The following is a 16,906-nucleotide window of genomic DNA, read 5'->3' on the forward strand; positions in this document are numbered from 1 at the left end:
GCTATGGAAGATGTGCTTCGCACAGCGTCCTAATCGCCTTGTCCGTTGCTATAACATCTTTATGGGGATAACCCTTTGCCCACAGTCCATTACGACCTTTATTTAGATGCCCTTGGGCTAACAGGAGTTTTGCTACCTCGTAAGCTGCTGTGCCAAAGTAGTGCTTGATTTTATTAGTAGGAATACCAGTTTCTGCGGCTGCACACATTAAATGTTTCGCAGCAAAGATGGGATATTCGTCATTAAAGAATACTTCCTCAGCTTCTGGCGATACCAGCATTTCTGGATGTTCTGCTACATAGCAGTCTATGGGATTGAGAGCATTGGGAAGCAGCACTGTTAGTCCAGACTGAGAACGTCCGGCGCGGCCACTGCGTTGCTGGTATGCCATTTTGGAACCAGGCCAGCCACGCAAAATGCAACATTCTAATTCTGGTAGGTCAATTCCAGCTTCTAATGCTTCTGTGGCAATAATCCACTTGATCGTGCCAAACTGGAGTTGGTCAACTACTTCTGCCCGACGCTCAGAAGTTATGCCACTGTAGAAAGCGGCTACTTGGTTTGATTTGAGTAATTCTGTTAGTTCCCGCACGCTGCGACGGGAGTTACAAAAGGCGATACCTGATTTACCTTGATTGAGCAAAAATTGAATAATCCGAGCGGTATCACCAGTCAGATTGTAACTGGGCTGAGTGATAATTATTTGTCTAGATGGTGAAGCAGCTCCACTTTTGCGAATCCAAATTAGGGGTTTTGGGTTGATTTTGGTGGGTTTCAAACCAGAGATTTTCAGAGCCAGTTGTTTAGGATTACCACAAGTGGCACTCAGGAAGATAAATTGCAGTTTCTTGGAGTCACCACCGTAATGATCTACTGCTAGTTTAATGCGACGAATCAGCCAGGACATATTTGCGCCATAGCTACCGGAGAGGGTATGAGCTTCGTCAAGCAGTATATAGCGCAATCGCTGATAAAAGTTTGCCCAATGCGCGGATTTCCAGGCTTGCTTGAGTTGAAAGTGGATTAATTCTGGTGTGACACCTAATATATGCGGTTCACTCTTGAGGATTTGTTCTCGTTTTTCTGATTTGACATCTCCAGTGATCATTGCCAGTATAGGTCTGGATTGTGTTGGTATGGTAGAGAGTAGTTCAGAGATTTTGTGGAACTGGTCTAACGCCAATGCTCGTAGTCCATAAAATGCTAATACTCGATGTTCTTCATTTATACAACCTTCCAGAATGGCGGGGTATGTGCTGAGAGTTTTGCCACTGGCTGTGGGAGAGGTGAGGATTAAACTTTTACCTTGTCTAATTGCTTGTAATGCTTGAAGTTGGTGAGAGTAAAGTTGGGTGATTCCTAATGAGTGAAGTGCTTTAATTAATTTATTTGGTAGGTCATTAGGGATATTTTTCAGATTAGGTTCTTTGGCAGAGATAGTCTGTTGCCAGAGTAAATCTTCACCTAGAAATTCAGCAATATCTGTTGGTTCAATAGGATGGTTATTTGAGTTGGAATTGTCTGTAATGGGTGTACTAGGTGGTGTCCAAAAGCTTTGCAGTAAGGCACTATAATTGGGCGTGTTCATGGCGGTATTTTTCGCTCATTGCCCTAAAAAATCCCCCATTGGGGGAGTGATACTGAATTAGGATAGGTGGTACGGAATTTGCGATAAAAAAATTGCGGCTAACCGTACACAATTTGATTATGTATTATTTAGACTAGATAAAATAAAAATACACATAGCAGTATGTGAATAAAATCCATTTGAATACGAATAATTACAAAAGCGTAAGAATCGAAATATACCAAGAGGACATTGGCAGTAATTTGCGTTTAACATATGAACTTATAAACGCCAAAGGTCAAACTATCGAGCATTATATAAGCGGTTTTACAAATATGAATTACCGACGAGATCACCAAGATATACTGATCAGAGATGCTCGTGAAGTTATTGATTCCCTTATTAAAATGGAAGACCCTGGTATTTAAGTTACACTGGTATCTATCAGCAATTGAGTATCAAAACTTCGTTATATTAGCAACCCAATCTATAGGATTAAAAATACAAAAAATGAAAACTTGCGTTGTTCTAGGAGATTTATCGTCTGATTTATCGAGTGAGAACTATCCTACCGTACCTGTGTGCGATGATTGTTTTGCAGAGTGCAGTGACAGTGAAAGCATAATACATAGTGACGATTTTGATCCAGTGTTTGGGAATTCTTGCCACTATTGTGGAAAGTCCAAAGAAGAAGAAGAAAATGAACAGTGCTGAAACAGGCTGCAAGTTGACACAATACTGTTAATTAATTCTTAGTAAAATTGATGCCCCGATATGCCTTTGATATCGGGGTATTTTTAAGGGGATTTTCCTGTCATCATCTTTATGACCTAGCGGCCCGAACAGCAGCAGATAATTGCGCCTCTCCATAAATATACAGCCCTAAAGCATTAGCTTGGCGAGAAGGTGCAGCTAAATAGGTGTTGATTTTAGCTTCTTTTAGCAGACGTTGCAAATCTTCCCAAAAAAAATCTCCGCCCCCACCTGTAATGATTACATCTGTTACCCTGTTAATTATCCAATCTTCTTGTTCGTCTAACCAAGCAAGGATACGAGAGCAAATTTCTCGTGAAAACATCTCAATCCAGTTGGGGAGAAAATCATCTAGGTTGGTGGCTTTACTAGCACCTATAGGACGATAAAAGCGTTCTCCCTTGGGTTTTGTGATAGCAGAAATTAATGCTAAAGATTGACTATCTGCACCTTCAATTTCAGCCGCTATCAATTCATATAACCGGTTCATACCAAAGGATTCACTCTTAGAAGCATCTCTAACAAAGCGAAAATTATTTAGCATGAGCATATTAATGTTTTCATAACCAATATCAATAATAATCACGGTATTTTTGGTAAAATCAGGAACATCCGGTCTTTTTTTAGGTTGAGCTTCCTTCCAGAGCAAACTACCATAACCTTCTGGCATTACCCATACCTTAGAAATATTCAAATATACGGATTCACCACGAAATTTCATTAGATGCGGGCCAGTAATCATACTAATTAACTGTATTTTCTCTTGCTCAAATTGTTCTGAGGATAAGAAAGGTAAACTTATGACTACGGATATTTCATCTTTGAGTTTAAAGTAGCCAACCGCAGCTAATACCTTTACTAGGGCATCTTCTACTTTAGATTGACCAACACCGAGATTTGCACCTAATTTAGCCCCTAATTTACCAATAGCATAACCACTACCTTTATATTCCAACCATAGATTCATTAAGGGATCGCTAGGTATACTAGTATATTTGTATATGGCACCACTAAAAATTTCTTCAAATGGGATGTGCTTGACATTGGCAGAAATGAAAACTACATTATTCGGCTCCCGGCTAATACAAGTTTTAGTATAAACTCTACCTAAATCAACACTGAGAATAGTTTTACTACTAATCTCATTTTGTTTCACCTTGTTGATTGGTGTATTTGCTTCTATTGCTGTTAAAAGACGTGCATAGTAGTTATCAGGAACAATAATTAACTCCTCTTTTAATTGGTAGAGAACTTGGTTAGTTTGTTCCACTGCTGTTTGAAATCTATTTAAAGCATCTGCTGTTGATTCTCTATCAATCTCCCACATTAAGGAAATGAGATTTTGTTGCAATCGCACTGCCAAACGCAAACAGTCTTTTTCTACTTCATCTAATGCGTGTTGACGAGTTAAATCATTAATCTGCCTTTTGCTTTCATCAGCAAATTCATAATATTTCTTCTCTAAATTGGTGTATTTGTCCGTTAATTCATTTGCAACTTGTCTATGATGCTTGGCTGCTTGTCTGTCCTTTTCTCCAGCAGCATGAGCAGTAAAAGCACCTGCTACAGCACCAACCGCCGCCCCTAAAGCACCGAATAGAAGAGGAATTATAAAAATCATATAATTTTTGACTAATTATCTAGCTGCAACTGTTGGTAACAATTTGTCATCTACAGGTTTAGCTGTCACCTTGTTTGTGGTGTATACTCCAACTGTCGGTAGCAACTTGCCGTCATTGACAGGTTTGGCAGTTAGCGTCTTGGTTGCACTGACAGGAAATAAACTGGGCATCAGGTTCAGTAAGCAAACTTCTAGCCATACAGCAGCATTTACTGTGTACCGAAGATAGTTTTCTGCTTTTTGTAACTCTGCTAGAGACAAGTTAAGCGTCTCGAAATTCCAGTGATTTGCTAAAACCTTGAGTTGAGCATAGCTAACACAACCAGTCAGCAGGGATTGCTCTTTGGGTGCAGATTTGATAATCAGTAAATCTCGGTATGTTTGCAGTAAGTTGGAGAGAATCAATTTGGGCGTTTTACCAGAATCTACTAAAACTCTTGCTACTTGCAGCAAGTTAAAGGTGTTGTTCGTGGATATTGCCTGTAAAATTGACATTAATTCTGTTTCTGTCACACCACCAGCGATTTCCATGACATGATTAGCAGTGATATCTTCATCTAAAAGACTCACCTGACCCAGTAATTGCAGTGCATCCCGCAATCCACCATCGCCCAGGCGTGCGATCGCTGTTAGTGCCTCCTCATCAATAGAGATAGATTCTGCATTTGCTACAATACGGAGATGCTGCACAATAGTCTGAACAGACAAAGTGCGAAAGTTAAACACCTGACAACGGCTGACAATGGTAGGTAACACCTTGTGCAGTTCTGTTGTGCAGAGAATGAAAACAACATGAGGTGGCGGTTCTTCAATACACTTAAGTAAGGCATTGAAGGCGTTGCCGGTTAGACAATGGCACTCATCGAGAATAAAAATTCGGTAACATCCTGCAACAGGTGCTAAGGTACTGCGCTCAATTAAAGCACGAGCATCATCTACACCATTATTAGAAGCAGCATCAATTTCACTAACATCTAGGCTATTACTGGTTTCAATTGAACGGCAGGATTGACAAATACCACAAGGTTGGTCAGTTGGTTTTTTAGTGTTGAGGCAATTGAGGGATTTAGCAAATATCCGAGCAGTTGAGGTTTTACCTGTGCCTCTAGAACCTGTAAACAAATAAGCTGGTGCAATTTGCAGGTATTTGACAGCATTAGTCAGAGCAGTTTTGATGTAGGGCTGTCCAACTAATTCGGCTATTGTTTGGGGTCGATATTTTTGATGTAGGGCGACTGTAGACATAGGATTCATTAACCTTAATTTGTCGCCCTTACCCCTGTTAAGGGGGTGTAATTTTGACTCCAAAATAGGCTGATTTGCTCAACCGTTCCTAGTAGAATTTACCATACTCTGTGCTGAGTCCTGAGTGAATTAAAAAGTACGGCTGACTTATGTACTTGGTAAGAGCAACTCCCCTTGTGGGCGGAATCTTTTTATCAGGAGAAGGTTGATACTTTCCGAATTGTAGGCGGTCTTTCAACTCAGCACTTGAAACTCAACACTCTTCATTTGCCTCATTAAGCAGTAGCAAATTCTGTTAAACCTCGTTTACTGGGATGATGAAAACCCAAAACAATATCGGCTTGAGGTATTCCGGCTGATAGCAAATCATCAACAACGCATAAATTAGTTGCATCTTCTTCCACCCAAACTTTGCCGTTTTTAATGCAGAGATAGATGATAATATACTGTATCTGCTTTTTGTCATCCCAGCCGAACCGAAACCAAAGATATTGATCTCTTGTTTCATCAAAAGCCAAGCGATCGCTTACTTCAATTCCCGCATTTTTTATAACTTGAGTATTAGTAGTTTCGTAATACTCAGTCAATATATTCTTGATAGCATTGCGGTATTCTTCTAGCTTATCCATTGCCGAATTTCCTCCTTTTCTGTATTTACAACTATTAACAGCAGGTTATTTTCATTGATGACTGCTTGTACAGATTTACGTTGAAAAAAGTTCTCATAGACAACATCATCAACAGCTAAATAAAGCTTATATTCTGGCTCAGTAAGTTGAATTAGTTTCCGATAGACTATGTATTGTCCCAGGGCATTATGAAAATCATACATCAGCGATTTGCCCACAAAGCTCTTGATTTCTACAACAATCTTCTGCCCTTGGCGTTCTGCGGCGATTGGTTTTTCTGCTGCTAGGTCGGCGTAGAGTTCAGCATCCTCATATTTGATAAAGTAAGGATCATCTGTGATAGTCCAACCGTCTTTTATCAATGCATTCTTGACTTCATTATGGTATATGTCTTTTGCTGGCATGGTGGAACTATTGAGTAATACTCTAATTGTAAAGTGTTTACCATATTGGGTAACAATTAGATTCTAAAAAATACTTTTCTATCTTTCCTTCTTGCACCCTGCTTTGCTTCCTTTTTTATTGATAAAACTGGATAAATTTAGCATTTTGGCGGCAAATAGTCGGATATTTGCCGCCAAAATGCACAGTTTCTATTTGTCAAAATCGAGGATTTTCGTTCATATTGTCAGTTTTGTCCAGAGTTCCTCAAATCGCTGTCTAAAATAAACACCACTCGTATCCAAAACAACCTACAAAACTTCAAGATTGCGGTTAACACTTATTAAGTATTTAGAGTGTACAGTGGCAATAAGAATTGACGCATTTCCATTTGCAGTTCTGGATTTGGTCTATCTCCATAAGGAACCAACATGGCAGGATGATCTGATTGTTGCAAGTGCATTTTAATAGCAGAACTAGGGATTGCTTTGGCTGCTTCTACTAAATACTTGAGGTTAAACTGGATATTCAATGACATTTCTGATGGGAGATGAGCAGCAATAACCTGATCGCCTTTGCCAAACTCCCGTTCAATTGATAGTCGTAGCTGCTGCAAACTTCCATCAAACTGTAAATAAATACCTTTCTCTTTTTTATCTGTTAACACAGATAAGCGTTCTAATGCTTTGACTAAGAATGCTTTTTCTAGAATTACTTCTCGGTCAAAGCTAAATCTTGCCAATAGCTGTTCGCAGTCAGGGTAAGTTCCTTCCAGACATTGACATCTGAGGATAATATCTTGCCAAGCAAAACCCAAGCGATTACTTTGGGCATCATACAACAGATTAATGAATTCGACAGAATCATCCAAGTTACGCGCTAGTTCCTTGAGGACTCGACCGGGAATAGTAAATTGGATTATCTCTTCAGATTCTACTTGTTTACGGGGTTTTCTACCAATTCCTTGAGTTGAAAGTTCAGTGGTTGCGACTCGATGCCCATCAGTACCAATAAACTTTAACTTCTCCTGTGTAAGTTGAATATGAACTCCAGACAAAATATATTTATTTTCATCGGTGCTGACAGCATAAATCACACCTTTCAAACCATCTTTGAAAACTGTTGTTGGCAGAGGAATGGGAGCAGCATCAATTGTAGAACTAGGTGGAAAGTCTTCAGCACTAATGCCTCTAACTTCATATTTACCATCAGCATCTGGAGATGTATGTTTTTTTTTACCTGTAGATATTTCTGGGATATTTGCTGATAATTCATTTTTGGCTTTAGGATTAGCTACACTTGTTTTTTTTGTCTGATTGGCAGGCTTTACCTTTTGTTTCGATGCTGTTTTAGTCATGATAATTTATTTCTGGTTGCAACATTGTTAGAAAGGTGACTGCGATAGCAGAAAATAAAGGATGTGAAGTTTTGAATCAGATGCTTTTACTCTGTGAGACATACGGAAGTTTACTGATATATCCCATTTAACCGCTCTCAGGTAAGCCTTTATTCTAATCGTAGCTTTCGGAGTATCAGGCTCCGCTCCTGAATTATTTCTACAAATGCCTCCAAAAGTTCTTTCCAATGCTTTTTAAACTGATAACTTTGCTGTTATTAGCAGATTCTTCTGTAGTGTTATCACCCAGCATAGAATCAGTTTCCAGCAAAGAGTTCAGCAGTGATAGTTGATGTTCAACATCTGCCACATCGCGGTATATTCGAGACGGGTCTATTTTCATTCCTAAAGGTGTAGGAACAATTTTTAAATATTGGTTTAATATCTCTAGATAATTTCTATTGGCAAATTGTCTTTGTGCTACATAAGGGCGCAAAATCTCCAGTAATTGGATAGCTCTTTTGATTTCTAGAGAATCAGAAGTACTATCAATTTGAGGTTGGCTTTCTCGATAGCCTTTCATTTTCTTCTCAGCTACAAGATTATGAAATTTAGAAACTGCTTGTTGATAATTACCGAAAGAGTGTACTTTTTGCTGAGATTTGTAGCCTACCCTACCCCACTCAACAGTTAGATTGCCTTGCTCAACTTTTGCACTCCAGAATTTGTTACTGTTCTGAACCACATCTACGAATATTAAGTAAATTTCCATATTTTTGACGTGATTTAGACTAGAGTATTACCATGTCAAATGAATCTCTGTTGTTGAGATTTTCATTTGACAAAAGCTTCAAATCATTACTAATTAGGCATTGCCAAATTAGTAAAAATTTAGGCGTTGCTGAATCATGGAATGATTTCGCTCAATTGAAAACGAATTTTCAATGGTTTCAACCGCTAATGTTAAACTAAGCCAGCAAGTCACCTTGCTGACTCGTCTTCAAAACCGTGCATGAACCTTTAAATTCACACAGATCCTCAGTTACAGGATGCTTGTCAAACATACCGACCAGATCAAATCTGGTTTTTTGGTGGTGGCAATGATGATGTAATAATTGTAGGTTGTTGAATGTATTCCGACCGCTTTTAGCTTTCGGATTAACATGGTCAATTTCCCACACATCTTCTGGTTTAAAATGTAGCCCACAGTGGGTACATTTTCCTTTTTGATTCTTTAGCAGTTTTGCAATTTTTGTAGGGACTTCTGGATGAGTACCTATTCTTGTACTCCAGTAGATTAGACCTCTTGCAAAAGTCACTTAAGCAGATTCAGTTTTGGGGAGACGAAGCTCATAGTTGTACAAACCAGCTATGAGATTAAATCTCAAAGCAAATCTTTTTCGACGATTGCGATAACGGTCAGACAAAATTTTAAATATTTTCAGTTTTCGATTAATATGCTCACTCACAACTCGGACTTTGGCTAACTCTTGATTACTCTTTTTTTCTTCACGGTTGAGCTCACCGCCTCTAAGTTTCTTTTTAGGTATTCGGCTTTTAGCATGAAGTTTATGAATTCCTTGATATCCTTTATCACCCAAGCATTTGATATCTTTTCTTAACCTAACTTTACTGTTTTTAAAGATGCGAAAATCATGCTCTTTTCCCTTACCATGTGCGGTACAGAGGATTTCTCCAGTACTTTGGTCTACGACAACTTGAGATTTTAATGTATGTCTTTTCTTTTTACCACTATAGAACTGTTTTTATTTTTTTTAGGACGTTCTATCGGGCTTTCGGTAACATCTACTACCACTACTTCTATTTGATAATCCTGGGAAGAAAGCTTTTTCTTACTCTTGTTGCGAAAATTCTCTTGAACTGATGAGAATATCTTCAACTTTTCTGATGATACGATATGCTGTTGACTCGTTGACCCCCCAAGATTGGCCAATATGAAAATAGGTGCGGTACTCCCTCCAATACTCCAATGTCATCAACAATTGGTCTTCCAAGCTCAGTTTACCTGGTCGCCCTGTTTTCAACTTTGTTTTTGAACGCGAAAGCCCGTTTTCTGTCATTTGAGTAAAAGTCTCAGGATGCACACCACACAAGCGTTTGAATTCTTCCGGCTTGAGGTTCTTTACCTTTTCGTAGGTCATAGATGTCAATAAAGCTCTAACCTACTTGTCCCACGCTCATGAGACTTTTGCAAGAGGTCTATTGGTGGTCGGGAGAGTCAGATACCAAGTATTGTAGGTAATCAACAGTATTTTTTGAGTTTCCCGCATCATAAGCTTTAAGAACTAATTCTCCTTGCAGATAGTCAATTGCCCCATAGTATGTCTGCTTCTCTCGTTCATTAACAACTGGGACTGCTATTTCTTGGTCACTTTTTCCCCATACGTAACCACTTAAATCTCCCCACATTAAATGACACTCATCAATTAGCAGTACTCTAAGCTTTCCTGTTTCGATTGACTGCCGATGTTTTGCCAGCAATGTCTCAATCTCTTTTTTTTTGCTGCAACAGCATTCTCGTCGGCTTTGGGATTCAGCTTGGTGGTTTTTTTCCAACTGATGTCAGCGGTATCAAACAAGTCATAGTAACTTTGTTTTGAATCATAAACTACGTCGTACTCAAAAGCTAGTTTGTACTCCAGTTCACTCAGTTCCCAGCAGTTCTTGGTTTGCAGCCAACTCAACACTTCTTCTCGCTGTTCAACACTTAGGTAGCTCTTTCTCCCTTTGTAATTCAAGCATAGTCCATTAATTCCATTCTGCTCATAGGCTTGTTTCCAGCCTGTTATTGAGCCTAAAGACACATCTAAAATAGCCTGGATTTCTTCGTACAAATAATCTTGGTAAACTAATTTGACTGCCAAAGCTTTTCTTGCTTCACGGGCATCACGACAAGTTGCTATAAAATCTTGTAATTCAGCGATCGCAGTTGTCACTCCTCCAGGTAGTGTTGCCGTTTGTAGATGCTGATTGATCATTGTCTGCTCTTACACTTGTATCCTCATCCGTATTATCTCGTAATCTTTTTCAAAAATCAAATAGGATTTCTATAATAGTCATACATACAAGCGATCGCGGAAATATAGCTGATATAATTTACATCTGACTTTCACCCCATTACCCCCTTGTTTAATTAATCCCATTCCCTCCAATTTATAAATTTCTATAGTCTTGGTAGCTAAATCTACAGCTTGTTGATTAATTATCTGTTTAAAAACTGATAACATTTCTCGATTATCCTGGAGAATTTTTGAAATTTCCATTAAATGTTGTCGATATATTCCTCCATCAGTAGGTGCTTCTTCAATCAGTTGTTTGACGGTGAGATGGCCATAATATAGATGATAAAAAGCTAATCGCACTAGATATGGATGCCCTCCTACCATCTTCATAATGGAAATAGCATCTTCTTCAGTAACTAAATGACGAAGTGCTAAAATTTTCACTTGTTCTGGGGTAAATTCTTCTAATTGAATCACTAAACCCACATTACCAAAAGGAGATTCATTGATATCTAATTGTCCATAATATTGTGTCGAGTGAGAGATTACTAACCGCAACTTTTCCCAAGTTTCAGATTCTTTACCTCTTTCATGCCAGTATCGCAACATGGGAAAAAAGTCTCGATATATTTCTGGATATTCAAATAATATATCTACTTCATCAAGAATTAAAACTAAATTTTGCTCTAACTTTCTTAATAAATTTTGAAACAGACGAGTACAGTGTATTTTACTGGGTAAATCTTTATCCCATTCATCTAAGCTAGGTGCGGAAGGAAACTCTGACCTAAAATAGGCATAAAATCCCCGCAAGAATGTATATGTATCAGTTAATTGGTATCTGTCAATCTGGCTTAAATTTAGTTCTACAGCATAATACTCTTCATTTCTAGCTTGCTCAATTATTCTTTTAATTAGAGAAGTTTTTCCCATTTGTTTTGAAGCTTTAATCCGAATCATCGCTCCTGGTTTCTGAATTTGTTGGTAACAAACAGATTCACAATTATCCCGGTTTATATAATACGTTGATTTGAGCGGCTCTGAACCTTGAGGTAAATCAGGATTTGAAGTATAGCCGTACTTTTCTAAAAGTTTTGGATGCACTAATTCAGGTTGATATTTAATAAATAACTCTACTAAACTATCTTTCCAATTACCAGAATTATTTATTTGGAATTTTTCACAGATATTTTTAATATGCTTAATGGCAAGGGTTCGATCATTAGCACCGATGCTATTGACTATTTCTTGATCTGTTAGACCTTGTAAAAATAGCTCTATTACCTGTTTTTGAGTAGGAGTTAAAACTTTAACATAAATCCTGTCAAAATCTTTTTTATTCATAATTATATGCCTGCTCAATTCTCCTTTATAATATCAAAAAATCAGAATTTACCTCAACGTGAATTTTTATTCACATTAGAGAATAATTTAGGCGTTCATGTGAAATTTTTTTCATTTTTTTAGTTAGGCGTGTGTAATAAATTAACATAATTTCAACGATGAAAAGTCATTTTAATAATATCAAAACATGAACAGAAAATTCTTACAGATTATCACATCGGCAAGTTTGGCGGGTCTGCTCGTTGGTGGAGGAACACAGATTATTACTCACACTTTAGGAATTGCAGAATTAAAACCTGTCATGGCGCAAGGGAAAAGATCGACCTCTGTTGTTGCACAAAGGTCTGAAGAACAAACTCGGATAGCAGTATATGAAAAAGCCAGTCCCGCCGTAGTCACTATCAAGCATGGTGATATTCTCGGTAGTGGCTTTATCGTTTCTCCTGATGGTTTAGTCTTAACTAATGCTCACGTTCTCGAAGATGCTCCCGCTACTGTGACGGTGATTTTGAAAGATGAAACAGAAGTTGTAGCTGATGTGATTGGTTTTCAGGGAGAAGGTTTAGATTTAGGCGCTTTAAAAATTCGCACTCGCCGTCGTTTACCCACCCTACGTTTAGCTGCACCTAGAACAGCGAAAGTGGGACAGTCGGTGTATGCGATCGGGTCGCCTTTTGGTTTAGAGAATAGTTTTACCAGTGGGATAATCAGTCGGATCGATCGCAAACGAAGCTGGATTCAACACGATGCGGCGATTAATCCTGGTAATTCTGGGGGACCACTGCTTAATTCTAAAGCAGAAGTAATGGGAATCAATACTTTATTAATCAATCCTAGTGGTAACAGTAACGCAGGTATTGGCATGGCGATCGCAGTCGATCGGGTGCAACCTTTTTTAGTAGCACTACAGCAAAGTGACAGTTCTTTAGTCGCACACCAACCACAACCTCGCAGCAGTGACAAGACAAGCAATAGAAATTTACCTGTTGATGGTGAAACTGTGACAGCAACTTTAAAACGTGGTGATAGTGTGCTACCAAATAATACTTATTATCAGGTTTACACCTTTGAAGGTCGAGCAGGTCAACAGGTGACGATTGAAATGAATAGCAACCAAAATTATGCTGATTCCTACTACAATCGCGGTTTAGTCTATAAAGAACTTAAAGACTATCAAAAAGCTATCACAGATATTCAAAAAGCAGTTCAAATCTACTTGCAGCAAGATAATAAAGAAGGATATCAAGAGGCTAAAATTGTGTTAAGTAACTTACAAAAGTTATGATTACTCGAATCCCAATACTGCTGGGTTAAGAATATTCGTAGGTTGGGTTGAGGCTTTGCGAAACCCAACCTACCCAGGAAAATGTTGGGTTTTGTTCCTTAACCTAACCTACACATTTCTATTTTTTATGCTTAACCGAGCAGTATTGACTCGAATCCTATTTCCTTGTCGTCAAATGCCTTCAGGTGTAGACTGTAGTTAATCTTTCTCAAGTTTTTACAGTCATAAAGCCTTTTTAATGAAAAAATTGGTACTATTTCTCAGTAATAATCAGACTAGCAGGAATATTATTTATTACACACCCACAGCCTTAGATATAGCAATCTTAATAGATTGCTACACTTAACAATAACCTCAAGCTATGCCAGCAGCAAATTATTATCAAGTAGGTGCGACTTTAAATTATAGCGATCGCACCTATGTTACTCGCCAAGCAGATAACCAACTATTTGAATTATTAAAAGCAGGTGAATATTGTTTTGTCTTTAACTCCCGTCAAATGGGAAAATCTAGCCTGCGAGTCAGAACTGGAAAAAAACTCCGTTCAGAAGGTATCAAATGTGCCTTTATTGATCTGACTATACTAGGCACTCATGTCAGTTTACAACAGTGGTATAAAGGCATAGCATACCAGATATTAGATAGTTTAGAACTAGATTCAGAATTAGATTTTAATGCTTGGTGGAAGCAGCACGAACACTTAACCGAAGTCCAGCGCCTCAAACAATTAGTTGAATCTATACTATTTGTCAATATATCCCAAAATATTGTGATTTTTCTTGATGAAATTGATACCTTAATAAAAATTCCTTTTAAAGATGATTTTTTTGCTTTTATTCGCGCTTGTTATAATCTCCGTTCTGAAAATCCAGAATATCAGCGTTTAAGCTTTTGCTTATTAGGAGTAGCTAGCCCTACAGATTTAATTCAAAATAAAGGACGCACCCCCTTTAATATCGGACGTTCAATTGAATTAACCGGATTTACCTTTGCTGAAGCTAAAGATGCTTTAATCCCAGGACTACAGGAAAAAGTCAACCATCCCGAAAAGATTTTACAACAAGTTTTATATTGGACAGAAGGACAGCCTTTCTTAACTCAAAAAGTTTGCAGCTTAATTGTACAATACCCAGAAAATAACTCCGATATTCAACAATTAATCAAACAGTATATTATCAATAACTGGGAATCTCAGGACGAACCAGAACATCTCAGGACAATACGCGATCGCATTCTAGCTGATGAAAGTAGAGCAATTCGTCTTTTAGGATTATATCAGCAAATTTTGCTCTCCGCAGACCTGACCGCCGATGACAGTGACGAACAAACCGAATTAAGACTCTCTGGCCTAGTAGTCAAAAAAAATGGCTTTTTACAAGTATATAACCCCATTTACAAAGCCATATTTAATCCCAATTGGGTTAAATATAAATTAGATTATCTGCGCCCTTATAGTACCGCCCTTAACCAATGGTTAAAATCTCAACGTCATTCTACTTATTTACTACAAGGCAATACATTAACAGATGCTTTAGCTTGGGCAGATGGCAAACGATTAAGTGATGAAGATTATCAATTTTTAGGTACAAGTCAAACTGAACAAGATCGAAAAACTAATCAAATTTTAGCTCAAGCCTACCAAAAAGCTAAACGAATATCTTTGTTAGGAGGTGTAATATTTAGTATAAGTATTATTATAGCAATTGTTGTCAGTATCTACACCCAGAACCAACTCCAAACAACACAAGAAACTATTCGGATAAATAAGGCTAGTGAAAATGCTTTAGAACAGTTCAATTCTAATCAGATAGATGGCTTACTTTCAGCTATGCAAGCTAGCATGAATTTAAAATCATTGATAAAAAATAATAGTTCTTTAGCTGCTTATCCTACAACTAGCCCAGTTTATGCTTTAGTTAAGATTTTGAGTAATATTAGTGAAAAAAATCAGTTAGAAAGACATCAAAAGCCAGTTAGAACAGTTAGCTTTAGCCCGGATGGAAGGTTAATTGCTTCTGGCAGCGATGACAGAACTATAAAACTATGGAAACCAGATGGAAGTTTCATTAAAACTATCAATCATGGCAGTTCAATTAATACCATCGCTTTTAGTCCTGATGGACAAATAATTGCTTCTGGCGATGAAGGCGGAAATATAAAACTTTGGCGACTTAATGGCACGCTTATTAAAATTCTCAAACATACTAATAATGGTTCAGTTTCTAGCATTAGTTTTAGCCATTCTGGTAAAATAATTGCTTCTGGTAGTCAAAATGGCACAATTAAACTCTGGAAAACTGATGGCACGCTAGTCAAAACTTTAACAGAACATACAGGGAAAGTAACCCAGATTAGCTATAGTCCAGATAGCAAAATATTAGCCTCTAGCAGTAACGATCGCACAGTGAAACTTTGGAAAAATGATGGAACTCTAATTAAATCTTTATCTGAACATAACAGCGATGTCACCAGCGTTATTTTTAGTCCAGATGGCAAAATGTTTGCTTCCAGTAGTAGTAACGGCAAAGTTAACCTCTGGAAAAACGATGGTACTCTCATGTTTACTTTTACTGCTGATGATATAGTAACAAGTATTAGTTTTAGTCCAGATGGTCAAACCTTACTAGCTGCTACTAGCAAGGGTAGCTTAATTTTATGGAGTTTGAATTTAGATGATTTACTAGCCAAAAGCTGCACTTGGCTGAAAGATTACTTAGCATTAAACCGAGGCAAGGTTAATGTCGTAGACCTCAATTGCAAGTCATCCTTAACCCAGAGCGATCGCATCATGTAAATAGAACTAGTCTATTATCGTGCTATTTGGCACATTTAAATAATCTCCTTTGCCACTTCAGTTCAACTCTATATCCTGACTGCTAATATGGTTTCTATTGTTTGATAACTCATGTTTTCTATGAAGTAATTGTTGCCTCTCTAAAATCATCGCTTCTAGCTCACTGGCACGTTCTTCTGAAAGTGGAAATATCTCCTCACCCGTCTGGAGATTACCTCGACAAATCGTTCGCTTACGTTCATTTCGCACAATAAAATCACCACTGGGTTGCACATAAGCAGTCCAATGACTACCAATTTTAAACTGCTCAATTTCATTACTTGCAGATTGATTGGCTTGTCGCTGTTCGTAGGTAGTAGCGAAGGTTTTTATTATCCAAGTGGATATGAAGATTTAGATGAATTCCCAATAGCGATCCTGGCGCAATTGATAGACTAGGTGATGAAAGTTCAACTACTCGTGGTTGGCGTCCACCTGAACCAGATGAATCTTGGTAAAACTTTCCTTAAGAGGCACGCATTAATAAGTTACCTTTTTGAATAACTGAAAGCCTTGATTATCAGTTTTTTTGATAAAGTAGGTAAGTTATTTTGGTGCAAATTATTAAACTAGATTTACCAAACTTTTTATGCTGATAATATTTTTGAATAAGCTGTTTGCACAGGTAAATAAATTGTGAATATACTGCCTTTCCCTACAGTCGATGAAACAGAGATATTCCCTTGATGGGCTTCAACAATTTGACGGGACAAATATAATCCTAAACCGTTCCCCCGACGTTGATGCTTGCCCTGTCGAAACCGATCAAATAAAAGTAATTGTTCTTCTGGATTCATGTCAATACCTGTATCTTCTACTTCAATCTTTACCCCTTGAACGCGGATTTCTCACAAAATCTGAAAAAATGGGATCAAAAACTGCGACAATG

12 protein-coding genes and 3 pseudogenes are annotated in these 16,906 nt (G+C 37.9%); 2 read left to right on the forward strand and 13 right to left on the reverse strand.

What is annotated here, in order from left to right:
* Position 1: 1 nt before the first annotated feature.
* The 11 genes and pseudogenes from RMY63_RS38925 to RMY63_RS38975 form a co-directional block, all read right to left on the reverse strand.
* Positions 2 to 1,588 carry a DEAD/DEAH box helicase gene (locus RMY63_RS38925; RefSeq protein ID WP_322733785.1) on the reverse strand — a complete coding sequence of 529 codons (1,587 nt, stop codon included), beginning with the start codon at positions 1,586 to 1,588 and terminating at the stop codon, positions 2 to 4.
* 802 nt (positions 1,589 to 2,390) lie between these two features.
* Entirely contained in the window at positions 2,391 to 3,545 is a 1,155-nt protein-coding gene (locus RMY63_RS38930; RefSeq protein ID WP_416212591.1) for a ParM/StbA family protein, read from the reverse strand.
* A gap of 411 nt (positions 3,546 to 3,956) precedes the next feature.
* Positions 3,957 to 5,186 carry a DNA polymerase III subunit gamma/tau gene (dnaX, locus tag RMY63_RS38935; protein ID WP_322733786.1) on the reverse strand — a complete coding sequence of 410 codons (1,230 nt, stop codon included), beginning with the start codon at positions 5,184 to 5,186 and terminating at the stop codon, positions 3,957 to 3,959.
* A gap of 275 nt (positions 5,187 to 5,461) precedes the next feature.
* Complete coding sequence (locus tag RMY63_RS38940; RefSeq protein ID WP_322733787.1) at positions 5,462 to 5,815, reverse strand: XisI protein; 354 nt, start codon at positions 5,813 to 5,815, stop codon at positions 5,462 to 5,464.
* Positions 5,803 to 6,219: a XisH family protein gene (locus tag RMY63_RS38945; protein WP_235116419.1), complete on the reverse strand. Its 417-nt coding sequence runs from the start codon at positions 6,217 to 6,219 to the stop codon at positions 5,803 to 5,805. Before RMY63_RS38945 ends, RMY63_RS38940 begins: the two co-directional genes overlap by 13 nt.
* Positions 6,220 to 6,539: 320 nt before the next feature.
* Positions 6,540 to 7,553 (reverse strand): DNA polymerase III subunit beta, encoded by a 1,014-nt coding sequence (gene dnaN / locus RMY63_RS38950; protein ID WP_322733788.1) that lies wholly within the window; start codon positions 7,551 to 7,553, stop codon positions 6,540 to 6,542.
* A 199-nt stretch (positions 7,554 to 7,752) separates the two neighbouring features.
* Positions 7,753 to 8,304: a WGR domain-containing protein gene (locus RMY63_RS38955; protein WP_322733789.1), complete on the reverse strand. Its 552-nt coding sequence runs from the start codon at positions 8,302 to 8,304 to the stop codon at positions 7,753 to 7,755.
* A 196-nt stretch (positions 8,305 to 8,500) separates the two neighbouring features.
* A complete protein-coding gene (locus RMY63_RS38960; RefSeq protein WP_322733790.1) occupies positions 8,501 to 8,851 on the reverse strand; it encodes an HNH endonuclease in 351 nt (116 codons plus the stop codon).
* A pseudogene (locus RMY63_RS38965) lies at positions 8,852 to 9,694 on the reverse strand (IS5 family transposase). It lies immediately after the preceding gene.
* Between the two features lie 61 nt (positions 9,695 to 9,755).
* Positions 9,756 to 10,531 (reverse strand): annotated as a pseudogene (locus RMY63_RS38970) (IS630 family transposase); the annotation flags it as partial.
* Positions 10,532 to 10,609: 78 nt separating this feature from the next.
* Positions 10,610 to 11,899 carry an AAA-like domain-containing protein gene (locus RMY63_RS38975; RefSeq protein ID WP_322733791.1) on the reverse strand — a complete coding sequence of 430 codons (1,290 nt, stop codon included), beginning with the start codon at positions 11,897 to 11,899 and terminating at the stop codon, positions 10,610 to 10,612.
* A gap of 187 nt (positions 11,900 to 12,086) precedes the next feature.
* On the opposite strand from RMY63_RS38975, the gene RMY63_RS38980 reads away from it, so the two are divergent.
* Positions 12,087 to 13,184 carry a trypsin-like peptidase domain-containing protein gene (locus tag RMY63_RS38980; protein ID WP_322733792.1) on the forward strand — a complete coding sequence of 366 codons (1,098 nt, stop codon included), beginning with the start codon at positions 12,087 to 12,089 and terminating at the stop codon, positions 13,182 to 13,184.
* Positions 13,185 to 13,545: 361 nt separating this feature from the next.
* Positions 13,546 to 15,978 (forward strand): AAA-like domain-containing protein, encoded by a 2,433-nt coding sequence (locus RMY63_RS38985; RefSeq protein ID WP_322733793.1) that lies wholly within the window; start codon positions 13,546 to 13,548, stop codon positions 15,976 to 15,978.
* 57 nt (positions 15,979 to 16,035) lie between these two features.
* On the opposite strand, the gene RMY63_RS38990 is transcribed toward RMY63_RS38985, so the two are convergent.
* The gene (locus tag RMY63_RS38990; RefSeq protein ID WP_322733794.1) at positions 16,036 to 16,227 is read right to left on the reverse strand and encodes a hypothetical protein; all 192 of its coding nucleotides are present in this window, start codon (positions 16,225 to 16,227) and stop codon (positions 16,036 to 16,038) included.
* A 377-nt stretch (positions 16,228 to 16,604) separates the two neighbouring features.
* A pseudogene (locus tag RMY63_RS38995) lies at positions 16,605 to 16,853 on the reverse strand (sensor histidine kinase); the annotation flags it as partial.
* Between the last annotated feature and the right edge of the window lie 53 nt (positions 16,854 to 16,906).

The organism is Nostoc sp. ChiQUE01b (genome assembly GCF_034531255.1).
GTDB lineage: Bacteria > Cyanobacteriota > Cyanobacteriia > Cyanobacteriales > Nostocaceae > Nostoc.

Excerpts from the sequence above, each read along its gene's own strand:
- RMY63_RS38940 (WP_322733787.1), bottom strand. The coding sequence starts at position 5,815 with ATGGATAAGCTAGAAGAATACCGCAATGCTATCAAGAATATATTGACT.
- RMY63_RS38980 (WP_322733792.1), top strand. The coding sequence starts at position 12,087 with ATGAACAGAAAATTCTTACAGATTATCACATCGGCAAGTTTGGCGGGT.
- RMY63_RS38945 (WP_235116419.1), bottom strand. The coding sequence starts at position 6,219 with ATGCCAGCAAAAGACATATACCATAATGAAGTCAAGAATGCATTGATA.
- dnaN (WP_322733788.1), bottom strand. The coding sequence starts at position 7,553 with ATGACTAAAACAGCATCGAAACAAAAGGTAAAGCCTGCCAATCAGACA.
- dnaX (WP_322733786.1), bottom strand. The coding sequence starts at position 5,186 with ATGTCTACAGTCGCCCTACATCAAAAATATCGACCCCAAACAATAGCC.
- RMY63_RS38925 (WP_322733785.1), bottom strand. The coding sequence starts at position 1,588 with ATGAACACGCCCAATTATAGTGCCTTACTGCAAAGCTTTTGGACACCA.
- RMY63_RS38985 (WP_322733793.1), top strand. The coding sequence starts at position 13,546 with ATGCCAGCAGCAAATTATTATCAAGTAGGTGCGACTTTAAATTATAGC.
- RMY63_RS38975 (WP_322733791.1), bottom strand. The coding sequence starts at position 11,899 with ATGAATAAAAAAGATTTTGACAGGATTTATGTTAAAGTTTTAACTCCT.
- RMY63_RS38955 (WP_322733789.1), bottom strand. The coding sequence starts at position 8,304 with ATGGAAATTTACTTAATATTCGTAGATGTGGTTCAGAACAGTAACAAA.